The sequence below is a fragment of the Bacillus methanolicus MGA3 genome, from assembly GCF_000724485.1.
Lineage (GTDB): Bacteria > Bacillota > Bacilli > Bacillales > Cytobacillaceae > Bacillus_Z > Bacillus_Z methanolicus_A.
This window is the reverse complement of the sequence record NZ_CP007739.1, coordinates 1543972-1566828: the sequence shown is the minus strand read 5'-3', so window position 1 is coordinate 1566828 and position 22857 is coordinate 1543972. Positions and strand designations below refer to the sequence as shown.

22 protein-coding genes and 1 pseudogene are annotated in these 22857 nt (G+C 33.9%); 17 read left to right on the top strand and 6 right to left on the bottom strand.

Annotated features, from left to right (window positions below; genetic code table 11):
* Positions 1 to 258 precede the first annotated feature (258 nt).
* The gene (locus tag BMMGA3_RS07630; RefSeq protein ID WP_004433920.1) at positions 259 to 1461 is read right to left on the bottom strand and encodes a macrolide family glycosyltransferase; all 1203 of its coding nucleotides are present in this window, start codon (positions 1459 to 1461) and stop codon (positions 259 to 261) included.
* 546 nt (positions 1462 to 2007) lie between these two features.
* On the opposite strand from BMMGA3_RS07630, the gene BMMGA3_RS07625 reads away from it, so the two are divergent.
* Positions 2008 to 2901, top strand: a complete 894-nt coding sequence (locus BMMGA3_RS07625) for a DMT family transporter (RefSeq protein WP_004433917.1) — start codon at positions 2008 to 2010, stop codon at positions 2899 to 2901.
* Positions 2902 to 3210: 309 nt separating this feature from the next.
* Positions 3211 to 3633, top strand: coding sequence for a GNAT family N-acetyltransferase (locus BMMGA3_RS07620; RefSeq protein WP_034669319.1), 423 nt, complete (start codon positions 3211 to 3213; stop codon positions 3631 to 3633).
* Between the two features lie 136 nt (positions 3634 to 3769).
* Here BMMGA3_RS07620 and BMMGA3_RS07615 read toward each other — a convergent pair whose 3' ends face one another.
* Positions 3770 to 4630: an AraC family transcriptional regulator gene (locus BMMGA3_RS07615; protein WP_004433913.1), complete on the bottom strand. Its 861-nt coding sequence runs from the start codon at positions 4628 to 4630 to the stop codon at positions 3770 to 3772.
* A gap of 543 nt (positions 4631 to 5173) precedes the next feature.
* Between BMMGA3_RS07615 and BMMGA3_RS07610 the strand changes: the two genes are divergently transcribed.
* The 7 genes from BMMGA3_RS07610 to BMMGA3_RS07580 all read left to right on the top strand — a co-directional run bounded on the left by BMMGA3_RS07610 (position 5174) and on the right by BMMGA3_RS07580 (position 11112).
* Entirely contained in the window at positions 5174 to 5419 is a 246-nt protein-coding gene (locus tag BMMGA3_RS07610) for a hypothetical protein (RefSeq protein WP_004433909.1), read from the top strand.
* A 126-nt stretch (positions 5420 to 5545) separates the two neighbouring features.
* Positions 5546 to 6298 (top strand): NAD-dependent protein deacylase, encoded by a 753-nt coding sequence (locus BMMGA3_RS07605; protein WP_004433906.1) that lies wholly within the window; start codon positions 5546 to 5548, stop codon positions 6296 to 6298.
* A 181-nt stretch (positions 6299 to 6479) separates the two neighbouring features.
* The gene (locus tag BMMGA3_RS07600) at positions 6480 to 7559 is read left to right on the top strand and encodes a sulfate ABC transporter substrate-binding protein (RefSeq protein WP_004433904.1); all 1080 of its coding nucleotides are present in this window, start codon (positions 6480 to 6482) and stop codon (positions 7557 to 7559) included.
* A gap of 89 nt (positions 7560 to 7648) precedes the next feature.
* Positions 7649 to 8488, top strand: a complete 840-nt coding sequence (gene cysT, locus BMMGA3_RS07595; protein ID WP_004433902.1) for a sulfate ABC transporter permease subunit CysT — start codon at positions 7649 to 7651, stop codon at positions 8486 to 8488.
* Positions 8489 to 8500: 12 nt separating this feature from the next.
* Positions 8501 to 9367 (top strand): sulfate ABC transporter permease subunit CysW, encoded by an 867-nt coding sequence (gene cysW / locus BMMGA3_RS07590; RefSeq protein ID WP_004433900.1) that lies wholly within the window; start codon positions 8501 to 8503, stop codon positions 9365 to 9367.
* Between the two features lie 32 nt (positions 9368 to 9399).
* Positions 9400 to 10473 (top strand): sulfate/molybdate ABC transporter ATP-binding protein, encoded by a 1074-nt coding sequence (locus BMMGA3_RS07585; protein ID WP_004433898.1) that lies wholly within the window; start codon positions 9400 to 9402, stop codon positions 10471 to 10473.
* Between the two features lie 252 nt (positions 10474 to 10725).
* Entirely contained in the window at positions 10726 to 11112 is a 387-nt protein-coding gene (locus tag BMMGA3_RS07580) for a DUF6933 domain-containing protein (protein WP_412150971.1), read from the top strand.
* Between the two features lie 508 nt (positions 11113 to 11620).
* Here the strand turns inward: BMMGA3_RS07580 and arsC are convergent.
* From arsC to BMMGA3_RS07565, 3 genes are read right to left on the bottom strand one after another with little or no spacing between them, the layout of a single operon-like run.
* Positions 11621 to 12043 (bottom strand): arsenate reductase (thioredoxin), encoded by a 423-nt coding sequence (gene arsC, locus BMMGA3_RS07575; protein WP_004433892.1) that lies wholly within the window; start codon positions 12041 to 12043, stop codon positions 11621 to 11623.
* Between the two features lie 54 nt (positions 12044 to 12097).
* A complete protein-coding gene (locus BMMGA3_RS07570) occupies positions 12098 to 12736 on the bottom strand; it encodes an MIP/aquaporin family protein (RefSeq protein ID WP_004433890.1) in 639 nt (212 codons plus the stop codon).
* Positions 12737 to 12757: 21 nt separating this feature from the next.
* Positions 12758 to 13078 (bottom strand): ArsR/SmtB family transcription factor, encoded by a 321-nt coding sequence (locus BMMGA3_RS07565; RefSeq protein ID WP_004433888.1) that lies wholly within the window; start codon positions 13076 to 13078, stop codon positions 12758 to 12760.
* A 341-nt stretch (positions 13079 to 13419) separates the two neighbouring features.
* Between BMMGA3_RS07565 and BMMGA3_RS18770 the strand changes: the two are divergent.
* Positions 13420 to 13735 (top strand): annotated as a pseudogene (locus BMMGA3_RS18770) (ATP-binding protein).
* Positions 13736 to 13946: 211 nt separating this feature from the next.
* Here the strand turns inward: BMMGA3_RS18770 and BMMGA3_RS07555 are convergent.
* Positions 13947 to 14216 (bottom strand): hypothetical protein, encoded by a 270-nt coding sequence (locus tag BMMGA3_RS07555; RefSeq protein WP_004433886.1) that lies wholly within the window; start codon positions 14214 to 14216, stop codon positions 13947 to 13949.
* A gap of 293 nt (positions 14217 to 14509) precedes the next feature.
* Here BMMGA3_RS07555 and BMMGA3_RS07550 point away from each other — a divergent pair, with 293 nt between their 5' ends.
* The 7 genes from BMMGA3_RS07550 (at position 14510) to BMMGA3_RS07520 (ending at position 22465) form a co-directional block, all read left to right on the top strand.
* Positions 14510 to 15559: a tetratricopeptide repeat protein gene (locus BMMGA3_RS07550; RefSeq protein WP_004433885.1), complete on the top strand. Its 1050-nt coding sequence runs from the start codon at positions 14510 to 14512 to the stop codon at positions 15557 to 15559.
* Between the two features lie 69 nt (positions 15560 to 15628).
* A complete protein-coding gene (locus BMMGA3_RS07545) occupies positions 15629 to 17011 on the top strand; it encodes a M20/M25/M40 family metallo-hydrolase (RefSeq protein ID WP_004433884.1) in 1383 nt (460 codons plus the stop codon).
* Positions 17012 to 17024: 13 nt separating this feature from the next.
* Positions 17025 to 17192: a hypothetical protein gene (locus tag BMMGA3_RS17870; RefSeq protein WP_004433883.1), complete on the top strand. Its 168-nt coding sequence runs from the start codon at positions 17025 to 17027 to the stop codon at positions 17190 to 17192.
* A gap of 1117 nt (positions 17193 to 18309) precedes the next feature.
* On the top strand, positions 18310 to 18786 hold the full coding sequence (locus BMMGA3_RS07540; RefSeq protein WP_004433881.1) for a GIY-YIG nuclease family protein: 477 nt from the start codon (positions 18310 to 18312) through the stop codon (positions 18784 to 18786).
* Between the two features lie 105 nt (positions 18787 to 18891).
* Positions 18892 to 19128 carry a hypothetical protein gene (locus BMMGA3_RS07535; RefSeq protein ID WP_004433879.1) on the top strand — a complete coding sequence of 79 codons (237 nt, stop codon included), beginning with the start codon at positions 18892 to 18894 and terminating at the stop codon, positions 19126 to 19128.
* A gap of 600 nt (positions 19129 to 19728) precedes the next feature.
* A complete protein-coding gene (locus BMMGA3_RS18355) occupies positions 19729 to 19881 on the top strand; it encodes a hypothetical protein (protein ID WP_004433877.1) in 153 nt (50 codons plus the stop codon).
* A gap of 109 nt (positions 19882 to 19990) precedes the next feature.
* Positions 19991 to 22465, top strand: coding sequence for a tetratricopeptide repeat protein (locus BMMGA3_RS07520; RefSeq protein ID WP_004433876.1), 2475 nt, complete (start codon positions 19991 to 19993; stop codon positions 22463 to 22465).
* The last annotated feature ends 392 nt before the right edge of the window (positions 22466 to 22857 follow it).

Below are 22857 nucleotides of genomic sequence, written 5' to 3'. Positions count from 1 at the left end.
TTAAACAGGGCAGGAAGAACATTGAAATTTTATAGTAAAATTTACCGAATAAAACCCACTGCTCATTGTTCAGTTATCGCGCCCTTTAATCGAATAAACCACTAATTATTTTAGCTATTATTATGGAAAAAACTTTAAATGTATAACTTCACAATATAGCTTTTATAATAGTTCCTATTCCATTTCTAAATTAAAAAAGGAATTGCCGTAACCACTAAGAAAAAGCCACCAATAATGGCAGCTGAGATATTTTTATATTTAGATATTATATGTACTTTTAAATTCAAAAATCTCATCAACAGCTTGGTGATATCCACCCGATTTTTGAAAGGATTCTTTTATATTTGAAACAGCTTTATGGAAAGATGGGGTGTTTAACACATGATCTGCGGCTTCACGTAGTTGATTTGCAGTCAAGCCTTGCATTTGTAATTTAATACCAGCACCGTTATTGGCAACTTGCCTGGCAATGATCGGCTGATCCGCGCTTTGTGGTATTACAATGAGCGGAACCCCGTAATAGAGACCTTCATTGGTACTGTTCATTCCACCATGTGTAATAAATAATTTACTGTATTTCAGCACCTCAATTTGTGGAACATAATTTTTTACAATGAAGTTTTTAGGGATCTCCCCTAAATCAGATATTTGAACTTTTTCCCCAATCGACATGACAACGGTATGATCAGTGTTCTCAAATGCCTTAAAACAAAGCTTATAAAAATCAATGGCTTGGTTAAAGACAGTACCCAGTGAAATGTAAATTGGGCTTTTCCCCTTGATTTCAGTAAGGTCGAAGTTTTCTTGTGATATTCGTGAAGAGATGGATGGACCTACAAATTTGTAAGTTTGGTCGAACGCTTCTCCAAATGGTTGAAACTCTCTAGTTGTATAAACGATGGTAAGCGGTGCAGGATTACAAAAAACTTCATAAGGGGAATGGATCTCCACATTATATTTTTCCTTCACCATTGCCGTCAAGTTTTGATATTCATCGTTTATTTCTTTAACCACTTCTGTAGGAATGTTTTTAGAAAGCTGTTCCAACATTTTATCGAATGATTCCTTAGTCTGCGCAAAGGAAGTACAAGAATTGATTGCCGGAAGCTTAAGGATTTGGGCAAGTAAACGTCCACAACCAAACATGGAATCATGGATGATGTAATCAAAATGTTCTCCTTCGATTTGCTCCAGAACACTAGGTATCACAATATCTGCCGTACGCAACAGACCGTTGATTCTTTCAAGTAAATAATTTCTTCCACCCGAGATAAAGGCTTTTATAAATTTTTGACCGTCCAATGTTCGTACAGTAGCTCCCGTCTTCTCAATTCGCTCTCGAAAAGCTTCTATCGTAAAGTACACAACCTCTTCGCCGCGCGAAATAAGCTCTTGCACAACTCCAATAGTTGGATTGATATGTCCTTCTGATCCGGCATTAATAAATAAAACACGTGCCATTTTCACCACTCCTTAGCTAAAATGTTTTCTAGTTTGTGTATGAGTAAGGGGTCACAGTCCCATGCCATTTCCAACTTAAATAATGGAATTAAATTTATCATAGTACAATACTTGAAAATCACCAACTTTTAATCACTCTTTTGCTTAATTCTTAAAAATGAAGCTATAAGGCTTCTAACCGTCGGTGCGACGGGGCTAGCCTACTAAGATAACTGAAGGTTACTTCGGTGTTCGTAGGAATCTCCCGCTTCAAACAACCCGTCAGGGTGTTAAGCGGTGAGTAGTTCAATCGACTAACAGAGAGGATAGTGGAATAAGAAAATGATAAGTTAAGTAATTTTTCCTTAATGAAAATGTGTTAAAATTGAGAAAATACAATTCGTGGGGAGGGTTAAATCATGAGGTTATATTTAGATATTTTTGAAAATGACCAACCAGCTATTCATTCCTAAGTCGAGGGATGAATAGTTAACATAAAAGTCATGCCTCGTCTTAGGGGAAATTCTTTTTTAAAATTCCCTTTTCATAGACGGAGGTATTATAATGATGAAACAAAATTTACTTGGAGCAATATGTTTATCTTTAGCCGCAAGTATGTGGGGCGGTATGTATGTAGTTAGCAAATATGTTTTAGATTTTATTCCACCTTTAACGTTAGTATGGCTGCGTTATGTCATAGCTTTTGTTTTTTTGTTTGCTGTATTAAAAACCGTTCAGATTAAAAATAAAAATCGTGTAACTATAAAGAAACGTGACTGGTTACTAATAGTCTGGATTGGTTTTATAGGTTATTTTGTATCTATTGCTTTTCAATTCATTGGTACAAAATTATCTGATGCACATACTGGAGCGTTAATTACATCTGCAACACCAGCCTTTATTGTAGTCTTTGCAAAGTTTGTATTAAAGGAAAAGCTGACTGTTCGAAAGATTATTTCAGTGTTATTAGCAACATTTGGAGTTTTAATTGTAATTGGATGGGATACAAATGTTGGAACCCACTTGTTAGGTAGTATCACATTAGTGGGAGCTGCAATTTCTTGGGCGTTATTGTCAGTCTATGTAAAAGTTGCTTCAAAACGTTTTTCGTCACTAACAATAACTACTTACGCTGTATTATTTGCACTTGTTTTTACTACGCCAGCAATGATATGGGAACTCCAATCAAATGATGTTTATTATCAAAACATTTTAATCATTTTAGGAGTTATTTATCTTGGGATCGTTTCAACCGCTGGAGCATTTTTTCTTTGGAATAAAGGAATGGAGCTTATGGATGCTGGAATAGGCTCATTGTTTTTCTTTTGCCAGCCAATTGTAGGTTCCTTCTTAGGATGGCTTTTGCTAAATGAAAAGTTAGACGTTAATTTCTTTATTGGTGGTATTTTTATTATAGCAGCTGTTGCAATAGTAACTTTACAAAATAAAAAATCTTTGTAAAAACGTTGAAGAGGGGCTGACCCAAAAAGAACTAAAAATTTCCTTTAAGAGGTCGCCCCTCTTATTTTAAAAAAATATAAAAGAGAATCGCACCATTTGGTAAAATTGAAGTGGCCAAACAACAACCACCAAAGGAGCGATTCTCTCATTAAACATGATCATATTTCCTTTATTTATATAACATGGACCAACTTATTCTACCACTAGATTTAGAAATCCTCATCCCTGAACATCATCTCGCACGTGTTGTGCATAAAGAGGTTGATTCGCATCGATATCGACGTTTGATTGATAAGGTATCCGTGGTTAATTAAAGAATTAATAGAAGAGTTTGAGTGGAAAGAAGCTTTTCCAGTCATGAAACAGTTAAGGCCCCATCTTGATGAAAGCACATATGTCGAATTAGTCAGAGAAGCGCAAGAAAAAGACTGCTATAAGATGTTTGGTTTATATGACAATGGCCGTATTGTTGCTGTTACCGGGTTTATGCCGATGATCACGTTGTACAACGGCCGCTTCATTTGGGTATGTGATTTAGTTACTGACCAAAACTACCGTTCAAAAAACTATGGCAAAAAACTCCTTACATATGTCCATAAATGGGCAAAAGCAAATGGATATAAGCTTATTTCCTTATCTTCCGGCTTACAAAGGACAGATGCCCATCGTTTTTATGAAGAAAAAATGGAATATATTAAAACGAGTTATGTATTTTTGAAGAGATTGAAGTAAAAAGCTCAAAATTTAATAATAAACACAACTAAATGAACACAGTATTAACGCTTTTAAAAAAGGCTGAGCTTCTGAACTCCAAACCGCAAAAGAGACTCAAGAAGGAGTCTCTTTAATGTTTAGCCGTACTTCATTGCTATTTAATTGCAACCCAAATTTCATTATATGAATTTGGGCTATACAGATCTGAATCTATATATGCTTCAAATGGTGCTATTTCAGCTTGTTCATATCTGTTAGATGGGAACCATTCTGAATAAATTTGCTTCCAAGTATTTATCATAGCGGAAGGTATAGGTCCTCGCACTTCAAAAACGACCCATTTGGATGCAGGTAATTCTAAGCTCGAAAATTCATCTGGTACTTCACCACTATGTTCTGCAGCAATCCAGTAGTTAACCGTGTTTTTCTCTTCATTAAAATTTTCAATAAGACCTAATAGACCTTTTATTTGTCCGCTGTTTAATTGGATCAATTTATTAACTGTTCCATTTTCATTGGCTTCACTCCAAAATTCCGGAATACCTGGAATCCCTGCATCCTCTGCACCACATGGAAATTCTCGTTTAACCCCTACTACTTGAAAAGCATCTCTTTCAACAATTCGATATTTCATTGGTTCTGCTCCTTTCAGATTTACCTGTATCGTCAGTCGGTTATAGGATTGTATTTTTCCAATCCCTTTTCTTGCTTCACTTGGAGTAACACCATGTTGTTTACGAAAAGCTTTTGAGAAAGACTCCGGTGTATCGTAGCCATATTTAAAGGCAATGTCGATTATTTTGCTATTTGTACTAGACAATTCTTGAGCTGCTAATGTTAAACGGCGACGACGCAAATATTCTCCAACAGATATATCGGTCAATATCATAAATATACGCTGAAAGTGAGAGGGAGATATATTGGGTTGTTTAGCTATATCTTCAATTGTGATATTATCCAATAAATGATCTTCCATGTAATCGATCGCCTTCTGTAATGATTCAACCAATGCCATATCTCCCAACTCCTTAATTAAATTCTAACAATACTTTTTATTTCAATCCTGTCATTTTGTGCTCTGTATGGACAGTATTATTTTACATCAGATAATACATATGCAAAAATGAGTATATTTAAAATTGAGGGCAACGAAGTTAAAAATACCAGGTAATGTAGGTCCAGTAACGGTTATAGTAGATACTGAATGAAAGATATTACAGTTAATATTTCTTTAAATATGTGGAATTTGAAGATTGATTGAATTTTCAAATAAAATTTCGAGGCATTTCAGATAGTTTTTCAGGATTTGTGTATTCACCAAACGGCCAAAAACTTTCAGGAAGTGATTTTGGCGGAGACTTGAAAGAAATAAAAAAGTTTGATGAAAATTGGTATTGGGTAGGTTCATATTAAACTACTATTGAAGGCTTGAATTTAGGAATGGGGGTAGATTCGGCAACTCCTAAGCTTTGTCAACAAAGGAGCATTTAGTTTAATAAAGAAAAGTAAAACCAATTAAATTGTAATACAGATATAGAGAAAGGGATAGGAACTAGTGATGGAAAACCACGTGAAAAAAGCACATCGTTTTAGCCTTAATAATAGAAAAGATTTAGAAAAAGATACTATTTGTGGCTGTTTTTATTGTTTGAAAATTTTTAGTCCTGTTGAAATAACGGAATGGTGGGATAATGAAGACACAGCCGTTTGTCCTCATTGTGGAATTGATTCTGTTATAGGGGAGAGTTCTGGATTTCCAATTACAAAAATGTTTTTAAAAGAAATGCATAAGGAGAGGTTTTAGTATGCAACCAACTAAAAGGGGATACTTTTCGAATAGTCTTCTATAAAAAAATTTCTTCTTTTCTTATTAGCATCGAAAGGTTTTCAAAATAAAGTCAGCATGAAACAACAAGAAAAGGGGAGTACCATGAAAGAGATAAAAGAACTTGCACAAATCATTAAAAATGCAAAAACCATTACAATTTTTACTGGAGCCGGAATGAGTACAGAATCGGGAATTCCTGATTTTAGAAGCGATAATGGTATTTATTCACAAGAAGATAATGTAGAAAATTATATATCAGAATACTATTTTGAGAAAAATCCAAAGGATTTTTGGAGTAAATTTAAACGAATTTTTTCCTTAAAATTAATGGGAAATTTTGATCCAAATGAAGGACATTTATTTTTAAAAGAATTAGAAGAGATGGGTAAAAATGTAACAATTTTGACGCAAAATATTGACGGGTTACATCATAAAGCTGGAAATTCCGACATTATTGAGTTGCATGGAACTTTGCAAACTGCTACTTGTCCAAAATGCAAAACAAAATACGATTTAAAGTTTATTAACGAACATGTAATTCCAAGATGTAATCAAACAAACAAAAAAGGGGAAGTTTGTAATTTTATTTTAAAACCTGATGTTGTATTATTTGGCGGCATGGTTCAACATTTCGAAGAAGCATTGAATAAAGCGTATAAAAGCGATCTATTTATCGCCATGGGTACAAGTCTTGAAGTATATCCTGTAAATCAAATTCCTGTTTATTTAAACAGTGCTCCTGAAATCAAAAAAGCAATCATTAATAAATCACCAACAAAAATGGACTATTTATTCGATATTGTTATCCATGAAGGAATAGGAGATACAGTAGCAAAAATAAAACAATATTTATAATGTTGCTTCAAAAAATATTAAATCCCTACTTGACTGGTTGGAAAAGTAGGGATAAGATAACGATATAAACTTCATAAAATACTATTATTTCCGCTGATCAGACATACTGAAGGCTGCTTATCTTAATTTCTAAGATAGCAGCCTTTTTATTTTAAAAAATAATAAAAGAGGGGATTAAATCATGTTCAATGCCAAAAAACCATTATTAAAATTTTTTCTTGTTTTCACTCTATTATCAGTTGTACTAGCTGCGTGCAGCAGCAATCAAACAAGCAGTAATGAAGAAAAAAATGAAAAAACGAATGAAAAAGCGTCCAACAAAAGCCCAGTTGAATTATTAAATGTTTCTTATGATCCGACACGCGAGTTATATCAAGATTTTAATAAAGAGTTCATTAAATATTGGAAAAAGAAAACAGGGCAGACTGTAACAATTCAGCAGTCCCATGGAGGATCAAGTAAGCAAGGCCGTGCAGTTATTGATGGTCTTGAAGCTGATGTAGTTACATTGGCTTTGGCTTATGATATCGATATGATTGCCGAAGCGAGAGGCTTACTTGCAAAAGATTGGCAAAGACGCTTGGCTTATAACTCTACTCCTTACACTTCAACAATCGTGTTTCTTGTTCGAAAAGGAAATCCTAAAGGGATTAAGGATTGGGATGATTTAATCAAAAAAGATGTTTCCGTGATTACCCCTAATCCAAAAACTTCCGGTGGTGCAAGGTGGAACTATTTAGCAGCATGGGCTTTTGCAGATAAAAAATACAATGGCGATGAAAAGAAAATAAAAGATTTTATGAAAAAATTATATAAAAATGTTAAAGTGCTGGACTCAGGAGCGCGCGGCTCTACGACCACTTTTGTTGAAAGAGGAATTGGAGACGTACTAATTGCTTGGGAAAATGAGGCATTTCTAACAGTTAACGAATTAGGAAAAGATAAATTTGAAATTGTCGTTCCGTCAATCAGTATCCTTGCTGAACCGCCTGTTGCTGTTGTTGATAAAATTGTAGACAAAAAAGGTACAAGAAAAGTAGCTGAAGCTTATCTTAAATACTTGTACACAGATAAAGGCCAAGAAATTATTGCTAAGCATTATTATCGTCCTCGAAACGAAAAAATACTAAAAAAATATAGAGATAGATTTCCGAAAATTGATTTAGTAACAATAGATGAAAAATTCGGCGGATGGAAAAAAGCTCAGGAAATCCATTTTAATGATGGTGGAACTTTTGATCAAATTTATGAGCCTAAATAAATGGTTTCAGTGATAGGTACATAGATATATCTATGTATCTATCTTCACTTTTTTCTAATTTATTAAGCCATTTTTGGAGAGGGGATTTCATGGAAAGTTTTTCAATATTAAAAAGGAGAAAACCGAATCTATTGCCTGGATTCGGATTATCACTTGGATTTACGATGCTGTACATTAGCCTTCTAGTCTTACTTCCTTTATCAATGATTTTTTTTCATACCATTAGTATGGGGTGGAAGGATTTTTGGGAAACAATATCAGAACCTAGAGTCGTAGCTTCTTATAAATTAAGTTTTGGGGCATCTTTTGCAGCAGCTCTGATAAACGCTGTATTTGGAGTATTAATTGCTTGGGTGTTAGTGCGTTATCATTTTCTGGGAAAACGTATTGCAGATGGATTAGTTGATCTGCCTTTTGCATTACCAACAGCTGTAGCCGGGATTTCTTTAACGACATTGTATACACCTAATGGATGGATTGGGCAATTTCTAGGATTTAAAATAGCGTACACTCCAATAGGCATTATCATTGCTTTGACTTTTATTGGTTTACCGTTTGTTGTTCGTATGGTTCAACCAGTCCTGCAAAATATAGATGAAGAAATTGAAGAAGCTTCGGCAAGTCTAGGTGCAAGTAGACTACAAACATTCATAAAAGTTATTTTTCCACAAATTTTGCCTGCGATCATTACCGGATTTTCTTTAGCATTTGCGAGAGCTCTAGGGGAATATGGCTCAGTCGTTTTTATTGCTGGAAACATCCCAATGCGTACAGAAATTACACCACTCTTAATTATGACAAAGCTGGAACAATATGATTATGCAGGAGCAACTGCCATCGCCATGGTAATGTTAGTCATTTCATTTATTCTATTATTGCTTATTAACTTATTTCAGTGGTGGATGAATAGAAAATTTGTACATAGTTAAGGAGGGATTTTCATGGCTGGTTATATTCCGATGCAAAGATCGAATTTACCGCTGCAAACGCCTAGGAGTACAACAGAACCACGTCTTGTTCGCTTGCTGCTAATTGCGATTGTCCTAGGGTTTTTGAGTTTATTTCTTGTATTACCTCTTATTTCCATTTTCGTAAAGGCTTTTGATAAAGGAATCGATGTTTATTTTGCTTCCATTCGTCATCCAGACGCTTTGGCAGCTATTAAATTAACATTATTTGTTGTATTAATGACGGTTCCATTAAATGCCATATTTGGAGTAGCTGCTGCATGGTTAATTTCAAAATTTGATTTTAAAGGAAAAAATATCTTGATTACCATTATTGATCTTCCTTTTGCAGTTTCTCCAGTTATTGCAGGGTTAGTTTTTGTCTTATTATTTGGTACTCATAATTTTCTTGGACAATGGCTCTTTGAAAACGACATAAAAATCATTTTTGCAGTTCCCGGTATTGTTCTTGCAACGTTATTTGTCACACTGCCGTTTGTTGCTCGTGAACTTATTCCATTAATGCAAGCACAAGGATCTGCAGAAGAGGAAGCGTCATTCACTTTAGGTGCAAACGGTTGGAAAACATTTTTGCATGTTACTCTCCCGAAAATCAAGTGGGGTTTATTATATGGGGTTATCTTGTGCAGCGCTCGGTCGATTGGAGAATTTGGAGCTGTATCCGTCGTTTCTGGACATATTCGTGGATTAACAAATACAATGCCTTTACATATTGAAATTTTATACAATGAATATCATTTTACAGCAGCTTTTGCAGTTGCATCATTAATGTCAATTTTCGCGATCATCACCTTATTTGCCAAAAATTTTATTGAATGGAAAACAAAGATAAATAAATGACTCAATATATTTCGTGAAAGGAGTTTTTGTAAGTGAGTATAAAAATACAAAATATCTCAAAATCGTTCGGCTCATTTAAAGCTCTTGATGATATTAATATTCATATTCAAACAGGTGAATTAGTAGCACTGCTTGGACCATCAGGTTCCGGTAAAACATCACTGCTTCGCATCATTGCAGGATTAGAAGCTGCCGATCAAGGATCAATTCTTTTTGATGATAAAGATATTACTCATATTCGTTCAAAAGAAAGAAAAGTGGGATTTGTTTTTCAGCATTATGCTTTATTTCATCATATGAATGTTTTTGACAATGTCGCTTACGGCTTAAAAGTTCGGCCACGAAAGTCGCGCCCTTCAAAAAAAGAAATTGAAGAAAAGGTATACGAATTACTGCGGTTAGTGAAGTTAGAAGCTTATGCCAATCGATATCCATCGCAGCTTTCCGGAGGTCAGAGGCAACGAGTTGCGTTGGCTAGGGCATTAGCGGTTGAACCAAAAGTATTATTACTAGATGAACCATTCGGCGCTTTAGATGCAAAAGTAAGAAAAGATCTTCGGCGTTGGTTAAGAAGATTACATGATGATTTTCATATCACAAGCATTTTTGTCACTCATGACCAAGAAGAAGCTTTAGACGTCGCAGATCGTGTTGTGATCATGAACGAAGGAAGAATCGAACAAATCGGAACCCCTGAAGAGGTGTATGATCATCCGAACAGTCCTTTTGTTTATGACTTTTTAGGAAATGTGAATTTATTCCGAGGCCGTCTTCATAAAGGAAAACTCCATCACGGTAAATTCCAAATCGATGCCCCGGAATTTTCTGAAACAGAAAACAAGGCAGCCGTTGGATATGTTCGACCTCACGATATTAGCATCGAAAAAGAAGCAAGCAGCAAAGATGGAGTTTCAGCCACTATCAAGCATATTCATATAGTAGGCCCTATTGTTCACCTGGAATTAAAAAGAAACGATACAGAAGAATTTCTTGAAGCTGAACTAACAAAAGATTTATACAAAAACTTGCAACTGAAAACGGGAGAAAAAGTATTTGTAAAACCAAAACAGTTGAGAGTTTTTATACCGGAGGACTATACCATCTAGGGTTGCTGAACAGTATGGAGGCATCACATTCATGAGCTTTTATTCAAAATATAAAATGTTAAAGACCGGGCTTATGGCATAGCCCGGATTTTCTTATTGGATAAAGTATATCTATGGTAAAATATATTTTTAATATTTCTTAAAATTACCACAACGTTTACGTAGAAATATCAATAAAAGCTAATTATATTTGCGAGGTGAAAAAGTTGCTAAAAGTAAATAAAGATTACCAACCTTGTAGCCCTATTGAAAATGATGAAGTGTTTGGTGATGAATAATATGACACGATATAATTTTATTATTTATGGTTTAAAAAAAGGGGATTTTAAACAGTTTGATGAAATTATTGTAAACGAAATTGCAAATAATCTGAAAGCAGATAAAGTGAAAGAAACACATAGACAAAAATATATTAACAAATGTGGCCAGGTATCATATACAAGCACTAATGACAGAAGCATCATTTCACAAATTAATGAAATGATTAGAGTGTCTAAATACAAAATGGAAGCAGATAAAGTAAATGGCATTGAAACTGATATCTATAAATTAAATCGATTCCTAAATGGATTTATAATGCTAAAACTGCCAGAGCTTTATTCGGGTGAAACAATGCGCAGCGCTTTGCAAAGTTTATGAAATTTAGAGCTAGGTGCAGGGATACAACACTTAATATTTATTGAAAAATGAGATAGTAAGTTTCGAAGATCTAAAAAAAGGTTTAAAGAAAATTAACAACAGACAATCTAAATATTTAAATAGCATTTGACACGCTTGAAGTAGACGTTTACGTGTTGTTAGATGGTATTAAGACCATAACGATGTGACATAGGAGCTTTATTATGTTTGTTTATACAGTTCATTCAGAATTCATTTACAAGATCATGTGTGAACAGGGTTATTATGAAGGAAGTCGAAATCATATAATATGGCCGGAGCCATATGCATGGATGGTTTATCAAATGAAAAAAAGCCGTTAATATATGAACCTACGATCACATTTATGAGCTTTCATTCAAATTACGAACGGTAAAGGACCGTGCTTATGGTATTTTAAAGAATGGGGAACAGGGATTCCAAATGGAATCTCCGTTTTTCGCTATTCTTAAAAGCTTTATTGATATTAATTTTTGAATGAAACTTCTTATTATTTTCCTTCTTTAACAAACTGTTCAATGCGTTTTTTTATGGAATCACGAACTTCACGGAACTTCGCCAAAATTTCTTCTTCGGTTCCCGTTGCTTTTGCTGGATCATCAAAGCCCCAATGCCATCTTTCAGCTTTGTCATTACGGACCACTGGGCAGTTGTCATTGGCGTGACCGCACAAAGTAATAATGTAATCAGCTTGACTTAGAATTTCTGGGTCAATCACATCAGAAGTATGGTGACTAATATCAACTCCTGCTTCTTTCATTACTTGAACAGCACGGGGATTCAAACCGTGAGCTTCAAGACCAGCACTTTTGACTTCATATTTATCTCCACCTAAAGCTTTCAAAAAACCTTCAGCCATTTGAGAGCGACAGGAGTTACCTGTACATAAGAAATAAACAAGTTTTTTGTCCATTTTCAATCCTTCTTTCGTAATAAGAATTATTTAAATGTATAGCCTATAAACCACTTATTCATGTATGGTTTTATAAACCAAAGAAGCTAGAACTGCTCCTAAAATGGTGGCAACAATATATATCCATAAGTGATCCAAATGACGAGAAACTAGTGCTGGTGCAATGGAACGAGCAGGATTCATTGATGCTCCGCATATTGGTCCAGCAAACATAGCTTCAAGCCCAACGGTAGCTCCAATGGCTATTCCTGCAAATGATTTAACCGCTTTACCATGAACGGCAGAACCAAAAATGACCATCATTAAAGCAAATGTTAAAATAAGTTCTAAAACGAACGATTGTTGCCAGGAAAACTTCGGTAAAGTGGATCCAAGTTTCGCTATGTTCCCAAAAAGTGCATAAAGTGTTGCACTTGCACTTAATGCTCCAAGAAGCTGAGAAATAATATAAAATAAGCATTCAAGTACACTAATATCTCCGTTCACAACAAAACCAATTGAAACAGCAGGATTAAAATGTGCCCCTGAAATATGTCCAAAAGTATATATAAGCGCCATCACTACAAGTCCAAACGTAAGAGCAATTCCAATGTGAGTTAGACTTTTGGTGATTTCATTAATAACAATTGCTCCTGTACCGGCAAATACAAGAAAGTAAGTACCAATAAATTCAGCGATTAATTTTTTTCGCATCGTTTTCTCCCATTACTAATACTAACAACACCTGTCTTTGTTATTTTCTAATTCGTCCAACTTCGATTTAAGGGACGGGATATGTTCTAAAACTGTCTGAATATGAGGCTTATCTCCGATATTCAAAGAATAATATATCCACTGTTTTTTACGTGTTTCAGAAACCAAACCAGCATCCTTTAATTTTCGAAGATGTTGGCTAATACTTGGCTGTGACATTTGAAGAATTTCAACTATGTCACAAACGCATAGTTCTTTTTCTCTTAATAAGGCAAGAATGGTAAGACGTGATTTATCACCTAATAACTTAAAATGCTCTGACATGGTTTGAATAAGTTCCATTTGGTTATTTTTTCACCTCCTTATGAAGTTCTTTAAGTAAAATCTGCTGCCACTTGACTCTGACAATGATTATGAATATAGAGGAAGCAATTTTGATCAGTTTGGTTACAATATTCCTACCGAGTTATATAATTACAAAGTAAATATATAATTATTTTTTTATATAATCAATACTTTTCATAATAAATATAAAAATCCCCATCAAAAGAAGAGGGAGAAGGCAATTTCGAGAGGATATATTACGTCACATGATTTAATTTACACAATTAAGAAAAGCCTAACAAGATGGGAAGCTTGAAAAGAAATTAAGGATCTTTATTAAGCCGACCATTATCGATGAAATGGGTTATTCAAAATTAGATCCAGGCAGTGCGCATTATCTGTTCCAGGTAATCGCCAAAAGAACATGGACCAATTATCTTGGCCTCAAATAAAGGTTTTAGCGAATGGGGAGAAATGATGGGAGATTCCATCATAACTACCGCCATGTTAGACCGTCTTCTCCATCATTCCCGAATTTTTAACCTAAAGGACGAAAGCTATAGACTAAAGGAAAAACAGCTGCAAAAAAACCCAGAAGGATTTGTCATGATCCTTCTGAGGAATTTTAAACCGGCGATTTTGAGGAAATTATTACCAACCTTAACAAATGTTTAATAATATTAATTGGCTTATTGTAAAATTATTAAATATATAGGTGTGGTGTGAATGGAAAATATAAAAAAAATCATTAACATGAAAAATGTGTCCTTATAAGAAAAAAATCGAGCTATTATTTAGAATCAACATAAAAAATAGAGGAAACTTGGAGGTGCCAAGTTTTCTCTATTGCTTAATTGAAGCAAAAATCGAAGGGAATTTCAAAATTCTATTTACTGAGCAATTCAATATCTTTCTTGATCCATTCTATAGTTTCTTCAATTGTTTTTATTCCGAGCTTATTTTTCGAAACCCATTTTCCATCTTTATATAAAATAAAACTGTTACCATTCGGATTTATATCACCAATGACATTTTTTCTACGATGAAAAGGTTTTCGTGTAATGCATTCTCCATTAATAAGATCGCTCTTCTTATGCTTATTAAGTTTGATTTCAGGTATTTTTGCTAAGCGTTCCAATAAGATTTTGTTGTCCATAAATACACCTCACTAACATAAATGTTCCTTTTTTAGATATACTTTACCAAAATATTTTGATTATTGTGTAGATGTAGAAAAAGAATTACTATGTCATGAGAAATGATCGATAAGAATGTAACCAATTTCCTTTGCTATTCCGAATAAATAAATGAACCCTTCACTTAAATAAAGGACAGTGATTGAAAACCTTACGTATTCAAACTGAATGCAAAACAGCAGATTCACTTTCATCAATATCAATGTTATCATCTTGGTCGATACTATTTAGCCGACTAGAAGGAGAGTATAAAATGCGTTTAAAGAAAATGACATTAGAAGAACTAGAGGAACTGGAACAAGAACTGCATGATCAGGAACAGGAAAGTGACTATTCCTTATACTCTCGGAAAATAAAAGTTTATGAGGAAATATATAACAGACTCAGAAAACTAGGTAAAGAGAAAAAAGAGGATAATAGTTATCTTAAATACGTCACTAAGAAGCTTGTTTTTAATTTAATCCATTATGGAACATTTCTTAAAATGCAGTATGAAAAGGACGACCAAACTGCCATCCATTGTCTTAAAAAGGCCCTAAATTATGATAGCAGAAACCCATCTGCAGCGTATAGACTTGGTTTTTTATCGTACAAACATAAGGATTATGAGAGTGCATTGCATTATTTTCAGAAGGCAATAGAGAATCAAGAATATTATGATCAAAAAGATTATTGTCTCAATGAAAAACAGGTAGTGAACGCTCACCTATACTTAACGAACAGTGCCTTGCACATTGCAAAGTATACGTATGAAAAAATAATTGGATTACCATATAAAAGTCAGCAGGAACTACCGAATTATGAATTTTCCTCACTTTATCAGAGTTTAACAGAAAATGAAAAATACTTGGAAAGACATGCATTCTATAAAATTAGTCAAGATGAGACGACAACTTGTTCAAAGGAAGAGTGTGAAGAACTTATCACCAATGTACCTTTAAATACGATCGTACTTTACTTCAATGATCGAAATATTAAACTTGTCTATAATGAAAACGAAGTAAACATTAGTCAAAATCATGGGGATATGCTCCGATATTTGCTTACGAAAAGCTCTGTTGATTCTCCAGCTACACGAATCACTTTACACAATTTCTTTCTTGATTCTCATGTTAAGGGAGTAGTAAATAAAGATGCTTTGATTAAAGCGATTAGCAGACTTAGAAATAAATTGAGAAGTTGCGAAATTCCTTCCATCATTCAAACTACCAACTATAGAGGTGAAACAGCCTATTACTTTGATCGGACATTGCCATATATTGTGATGTACCGAGTAGATGAAGAAATAGAATATTTATCATAAAAATGCGATGACAGAGGTGTCATCGCATTTTTGCAATAATAAATCCATAAACAAAAAGGAGATGATACGATGAAAAATTGGTATCGTTTATTCATTCGTCACGGGTTTATGGTGCAAGAGAAAAGTCTAAATGTATTTAATTGTTGGAATGAAACAGAAGAGAATTTGGCATTTTTATTAGAAAATCTAGAAAAACTTTCTATATCATATGTCTTTGAACAAGGAATATTAACAATTTTAAGTCCTGTAGTCTCAGAAGATAAATGGTTAAATTGTTTAGATTTTAAATTTCGAGGTAGAGGGGAAGGACTTTGGTTTCGTCCAGGGAAAGAAGAACCAAAAGTTAGAGAACTTGACACTTATATTTCTGGAATGGTACGGCAGCTGAACCGCCTTGGGCTTCACACAATTTACTGCTGCGATGGACATGAACGACAAAAGCCAACGATCTGTTTTGCTGAATGGGTAGATATGGAGTGTGTGAGTAAAGTTTTACGTGCGGCGGGCGTATCAAGATTTTACACAAGAAATCGGGCGGTAAGAATGTCAGTACCACGCCAGCAGCTTCTTGACATCACAGAAAAGCTTAACAAGATTCAAAAAGAATGGCTGAATGAAGAGTTAGAATTTATTAGAAAGCAATTATTCCTTCATCTGCTCGAACAGTGTTTATCGATTAATGGGGAAAGCGGAAATGAGGAAGATATTCGTCAATTTGTAATTGAAAATTTACGTCCGCATGTAGATTTCCTATCTGTTGACCGAACCGGAAATATCCTTGCCCAAAAAGTTTGTGGAACTGGCCATGGCCCTACAATTTTGTTAAATGCCCATTTAGATACAGTCGATGTCATTGAGGAAGACAGAGAAATTGTAAAAGAGGGATCGATTTGGTCCAGCAGTAAAGGCATATTAGGTGCAGATGACCGAGCTGGTGTAGCTATATTACTTGAACTTGCCGAGCGTCTCCACACATTCAATTTTAACGGTAAAGTTAAATTTATCTTCACTGTGGAAGAGGAAATTGGCTTAGCCGGGGCTAGAAACGTAGATGATTATTTTCTATGGGATGTTGACGCTGCGTTTATCGTAGACCGACGCGGTACCAGTGACATTGTCACATCATGCGGCGGATATGAACCATTTTGCGATGAAAGATACGGAATTTTTATTGAAGAAATAGCAAAGAGCCAAGGCTTAGAAGGATGGAAGTGCACAAATGGAGGAAGCAGCGACACAAGAATTTGGGCTTCACATGGTATCCAAAGCGTAAACCTTTCAGTTGGATATCAAAACGAACATACAACAGCGGAAACGCTCAATACCGATGCATGTTATCACACCGTAGAGTTGTTAATTGGGGTGTTGCAACAAGCGAGAGAATTAAACAGAGTAATCCAACGCATTAAAAACAGTAGGAAACGGCAAAGTTCAAGGGTCATTTCAATATAAATGGGGGATTAGCATGGACCATAAAATAATTGTAGTTAGTGATAATGAAATTAGTCTCCATAGAGCCAAAAAAGAAGCAATAATAGCCTCTAAGAAAGGTCAAAAAATTGCATTTGATTTACGAGATGTCAAAGATAGTAAGAGAAAAGCTGAAATTATCATGTTTTTAAATAAGTCTTAATTCAAGATGATCAAGAAAATATAGTTTTCATGAGTGAAACGATACGAAAGCTTGAGGTATATATCCACATATCTTAATAGCCCAGGTTCCTTGAATGACAACTCTCATCGTAAATAGACGATCAAACCACTCTTTATATTGATGAGGCGAGTGTGAAAAACTTAATTCCATAAAGATATAAATCAACTAATTTTCCTTTTTGATTTTTCACTTTGATTTTTCTAAAATCCACTTTTTGTTGTTGTCCCATAGGTGAATCCGAAACAGCTTGATATTATCGAGTAGCGGTTTCCCTTTGGGATTTTCCATTCGTTTCGTAAATTCCATACATAACTATGAACCGTAAAAATCACCCAATGATTTGACTGGAAATATTATAAATATTGCAATTATCTCCAGAAATGAAGCAAATATGTATTAAGATTATGTTAAAACGACAACCCCGGAAAATTATCAGGAACTTGAATGTTCCTGATAAGCTTTATAATGCGGACTTGAGGGGAGAATCGGAGTCTGTTCGCTTTTGTTTCTAGTTTACATAATATATAGTGAAGGATAAAAAAATGATAAAACAGTAAGTTAACTTAATAATAGCGTATAAACTTTGATAAATCGTATAAAAAAATGATAATTGCAACCAAAACAAATTGAGGTAATCTGTTTAAATATTAGCACATGCTTTCTTATTTGTCTAGAGTTCCAATTTTCCCTTGATATATTTTACCAGAACATTTAGATCATTGTATAGATATTGAAGGTAAGGTTAAGTATGGTTATACTACATATCCATGTCGTGAATATGAAAGATGTTATATCATTTATTCAGTGTGAGATGAACAAAATTGCAAATAAAGGTGCATCTATTAATCAAATTGCTCGATACATGAATTGAGTAAAAAGGAATATATCAAAAGAAAAACAATTGAGAAATAGTAGCTGTTTCAAACTATAAGTTTAAGGAGCAGAGCATAGGCTCGATAAAACAGGAATGTTTGCATTTGAGTGAGCGATTATAGATGTGCAGGGAAGTTATAATCTCTCTGTTTTGTTTGTCTACTTTTCAGATAAACATCACAAACATTTACGATTAAATAAATTGTTATGGAGGATATGTTATATGGCTGAGAGAAAGATAGATGTTAAATACACAATTGTAGAGAATATTTTTGCTGGTGAGGAGAAAAAGTTAGAAACATTTACTCAAGCAGGAGTTTATATTTTAAAAGACAAGGGGGGAAGGATACTTTATATAGGAGAGGCTGACAATCTTTCTTCTAGAGTTAAAAAACATTTGAATGGAATAGATAAAGCCACTAGGGTATTAGAAGGTCATAAATACATATATAACATAGACTTGTATATTTTAGATGAGTGCGAGCCTCTTCCAAAGAAAAATATTTTAGAAATAGATTTAATTTTAGAACATAATCCACCTTTTAACAGTAAATTTACCAAAAGAGAAGGTAACAAAAAAGAAGTGTATAGAGCCAAAGAACATATATTGAGTCAGTTAATGGGAAAGGATACAAGAGAACAGAATGGACACTATACGAAAAAGAGGCTTACTATGAAAGATCTGATATATCAAGTATAGTAGTGAGAAATGCAATGGACTTAATTTTCGGAAGATTCAATACAGTGGATGATGAACTTAAATACCAAACATATTTAAACATGATGAAAGAGTCAAATAACATGAATGAAAATGATTAAAATACAAGAAGCATTGAGAATAGGTACTAGTACCAACCGAGAAACTTTAAAACCATTAATACCAAAGGAAAAATTATTACATATCAGAGATTATGATTTAAGAACGACAGAAACAGAAACAGTTTTACAGTGGAAAGGTAAAGACAAAGACCCTAGCGATAGAAGGCCAGCTCAAGGAAAAACAAAGAATGCCAGAAAAAAGAAAACATCGGTTATCAGGTAGCGGAGGCTCACAACAGCAAAAATAATTTTAGAGGATATATAGACATTGTCTCAATATGATATTACAAAGCACAATTTTTCACCGATTTCTTTTAACTGTTTTAGACCGTATTAAAGTGGAATTATGTATTGCCCAGTTACATTATCAGTTTCATACAGCTATCTTCTTAAAAGTCCGGTCCAATACAGTAGATACACAAATTGGTGCGGTCATGGAATATCCTTTTTCGAAAGAAGGAAGAATTTATTTTCGACGCTAGAACAACGTGATTTATATGTACCGCTTAAAACGAAATAAAAAAGCATAACCATTTGTTATTAATTGGTTGAAATCTTTTTTATTTAGTCAGCTTCAGGAGGAATAAAAATGGCAGTATGGTTAGTTCGAGCAGGAAGATACGGAGAGCAGTAAGAAGCAGCGTTAGAACACGGGGTAGCAGTCATCGGTTGGAACGAACTACCTGATCTTTCTTCTATACAAACAAGGGAGCAATTAAAAGAGCTTTTTAATAAAGTCTATCCGAAAGCGACAGAAAATGAAGCGGCTAATAAGGTTGGACAAATCTGGGCATTTATTCACCGCATCCAAAAAGGAGACTTAGTGGCTCTTCCATTGAAATATCGTTCTGCAATAGCAATTGGAAAAGTAGTGGGTACATATCAATATCGAACAGATATCGCTGCTAATATCAGACATACAATCCCAGTGGAATGGATACGAACTGATATTCCTCTTTACAAGTACAAATTTTAGATCTCCAAAACATTCTCTGTTGTGGTTAATCTATCAAAACGAATTTTAAACCAAATAAAGTTATGATAAATAACATTACCAACACTCAGTTATAAATAGGTGGTTATTTATGACTCTTAGATACAAAATACTTAAGGAAGCGCAGCCCATTTGTATTATTTCTTTTGAAACAAAAGACAAGCTAGTTATGGTTACAATCAATGGTAAAAAAGATAAAGAGAAAGATGTACATGACATTCAGTTATTAATGAAAAAATATCAAGAGTTTACGGAAATCAAGACAGAACGATCTTCAGATGAAAAAATTAAAGATATATTGAGTCATTTAGCTAAGCACGGATATCATTATGAAAAAATATCAAATTCTGATTATGAAATAAAATTAGAAATGGCGGTTGAAAGTGGGATACTAGGTAAATCAAAGACTTTAATAGATACTCTTGATGAAGAAACCGGTCACGATATTCTTTCAAATATTATTGAAAGACTCTCGTCTAAGGCGTATGAAACAATGAAACAAACTGCAGAAACAATTAACACTCTTATTAAAATTGGACAGCACGAGGAAGCGGTAAACACGTTTCTTAAAAAAGAGAATTACCTCAATCTCTATTTTAGCCAAACGATCCCCTCTGAATGGGTAGAAGCAGCTTTTGGAATTAACCGAACAAAACTATCAGAAGATATCCAACTTAAACTTGCTTTACATCGAGTAGAACTAGCTACTTTAACAAATCGTCATCGACTAGCTGAGGATGATGCTCGTTACTTATTAAGTAAAAACGAGCATTTGTCGGAAATTGACCACTTTAATGCCACTTTAGCATTAGGTAATGCATTAGCCGATCAAAAACTATTTGAAGCTGCAGAATATTACTATTATCAAGCATTTTCAAATAGTGAAAACATAGATTCTTCCAGTAAAGCATGGGCTTATTATAATATAGGTTCACTTCTTAAGGATCAAGACAAGCAAGAAGAAGCAATAGAAGCTTATAAAACTGCTGGTGATTTATGGATAAGTAGCGAAAAAATAAATGATGCCATTCGTTCATATATGAGGATTTTTCAAGTACTAGAACAGATAGAGCCAAAGAAAGCCTTACGATTACTAGCTGATTTATCAGAAGAAGTAAAGCGCCAATTAAATGAAAAAGGAGAAAGTTTAGGATTATATCGCATATTAGGTTATTTATCTTTTCATACCGGTAAGTTGGAGTATGAATTAAAGCGTTTTTCTGAAGCAGAAAAAGCATTTTTAGATAGTTATGAGTATCGTCGTTCAATAGTGGGAATAGAGAAAGAGAAAGAAGCAACGATTGCTTTCTTAGAGATAATCTGTCGAGAACAAGGTAAGTTTGAAGAAGCAGAAAATTGGAAAAAGAAGCTATCCACTATTAAGAAACAAAGGGGTATTACTACTGATGATATAATACATGAACAACTATTAATGTTACTTCAAAATGATGACATACCAGATATAAAAATAAAAGAAATTGAGAATAAGCTTGCTAATTATCAGGATGAACATTTACTTATTATGTTCCATCTAATTCTGGCAATAAAAGTAGCAAAAGATTATCCTGAACAAGCCCTTGAATGGCTGGATAAAGCAAAAAAGTATAATTTGAAGTCATATCCAGATACTTATAGCATAATATTACAGCTATATAGTAAAATCATGATAAATCTAGGAAGAGAAGACAAATCATATCAATATTTACAGGAAGCATTTAAAATAAAGTCTTCTTTACTTGATTTGTACCCGAAGCTTATTAATTTAGCGGTTAGATTAAAAAAGAAGGAGGATGCTCTAAAGTACGCTAAACATTGGACAGAAGTAGACGATCAAAACTTTGCCTCATGGTATATAAGAGGTCAAATTGAAGAACAATTAGAACAATATCATAATGCCTATAAATCCTATCAAGTTGCTTTAAAACTTTCTCCAAATGACCAAAAAACTAAAGTTGCGTTGATACAGGCTAGTCAACGAATGATCGAAAAAGTAATGACAAATCCAAGTTTACCAAAAGATAAATCAATATCAGTCGAAAACTTTTTACATAGACAATTAAAAACAGAGATTGAAACAATTCGCGAGGAAATTTTAAAAATCTTATCTGATTTTAAAAACTTAATTGAAGCCCATCACAAATCAGAATTTTGGACAACTAAAAACTCAAAGGACAAATGGGTATCAAAACCAGAGAATGTGGCACAACGTTTGTTACTTCTTTTTTTACGATCTCACCTTCACAAAGATATTGAAGTTCTAGATGAGGTAATTATTGGAGAAGGTCGGATGGACATTTTTCTAATAATTCCTCCGGGAATTAAAGTTGTTATAGAGTTAAAAATTTGCGGAGCAGGCTATCCATCTACCTATGCAAAGAATGCCATTAGTCAAACAGTTGCTTATATGAAGAAAAAAAATTGTTGTATTGGGGTAGCCATAATTTTTGATGGACGAAAAAGAGACCAAGGAAAGGGTTTTGAAAATTATTACATAATAGATGGAAAAAGGATTGAAACTATTATTATTAATGTCGCTAAGGATAAACCTAGTAATAATAAAGAGTAGTTTATATTATTGAGAGATTATCAAAAGTTAAACTGATAGCTCATTAGTCCACCTAATGAATTTGGACACTTGAAAAAGTTGTTTTTATCATCGAAATAACCAATGAAGGGGGCTTTTGATATACATAACACGGAGAAAACGTTTAAAAGAATTTAAACTGCGAGTAGTTAAAGAAGTATTAGAAGTTGGAAATAAAACATTGGTGACTAAGAAGTTATGAACTTAGCCCGAATCTCGCGCAAAGATGGGTGAAAGCGAAAAAAATGAACAACTCAAGAAGTTATTTAGGGTAAAAAGATTTAGAAATCGCAATTAACCTTTTCTGAGTAAACATCATGATTAAGGTATGCCGAACTGGCATACCTGTTTTTTTTAATTAAGTCTTAGATATT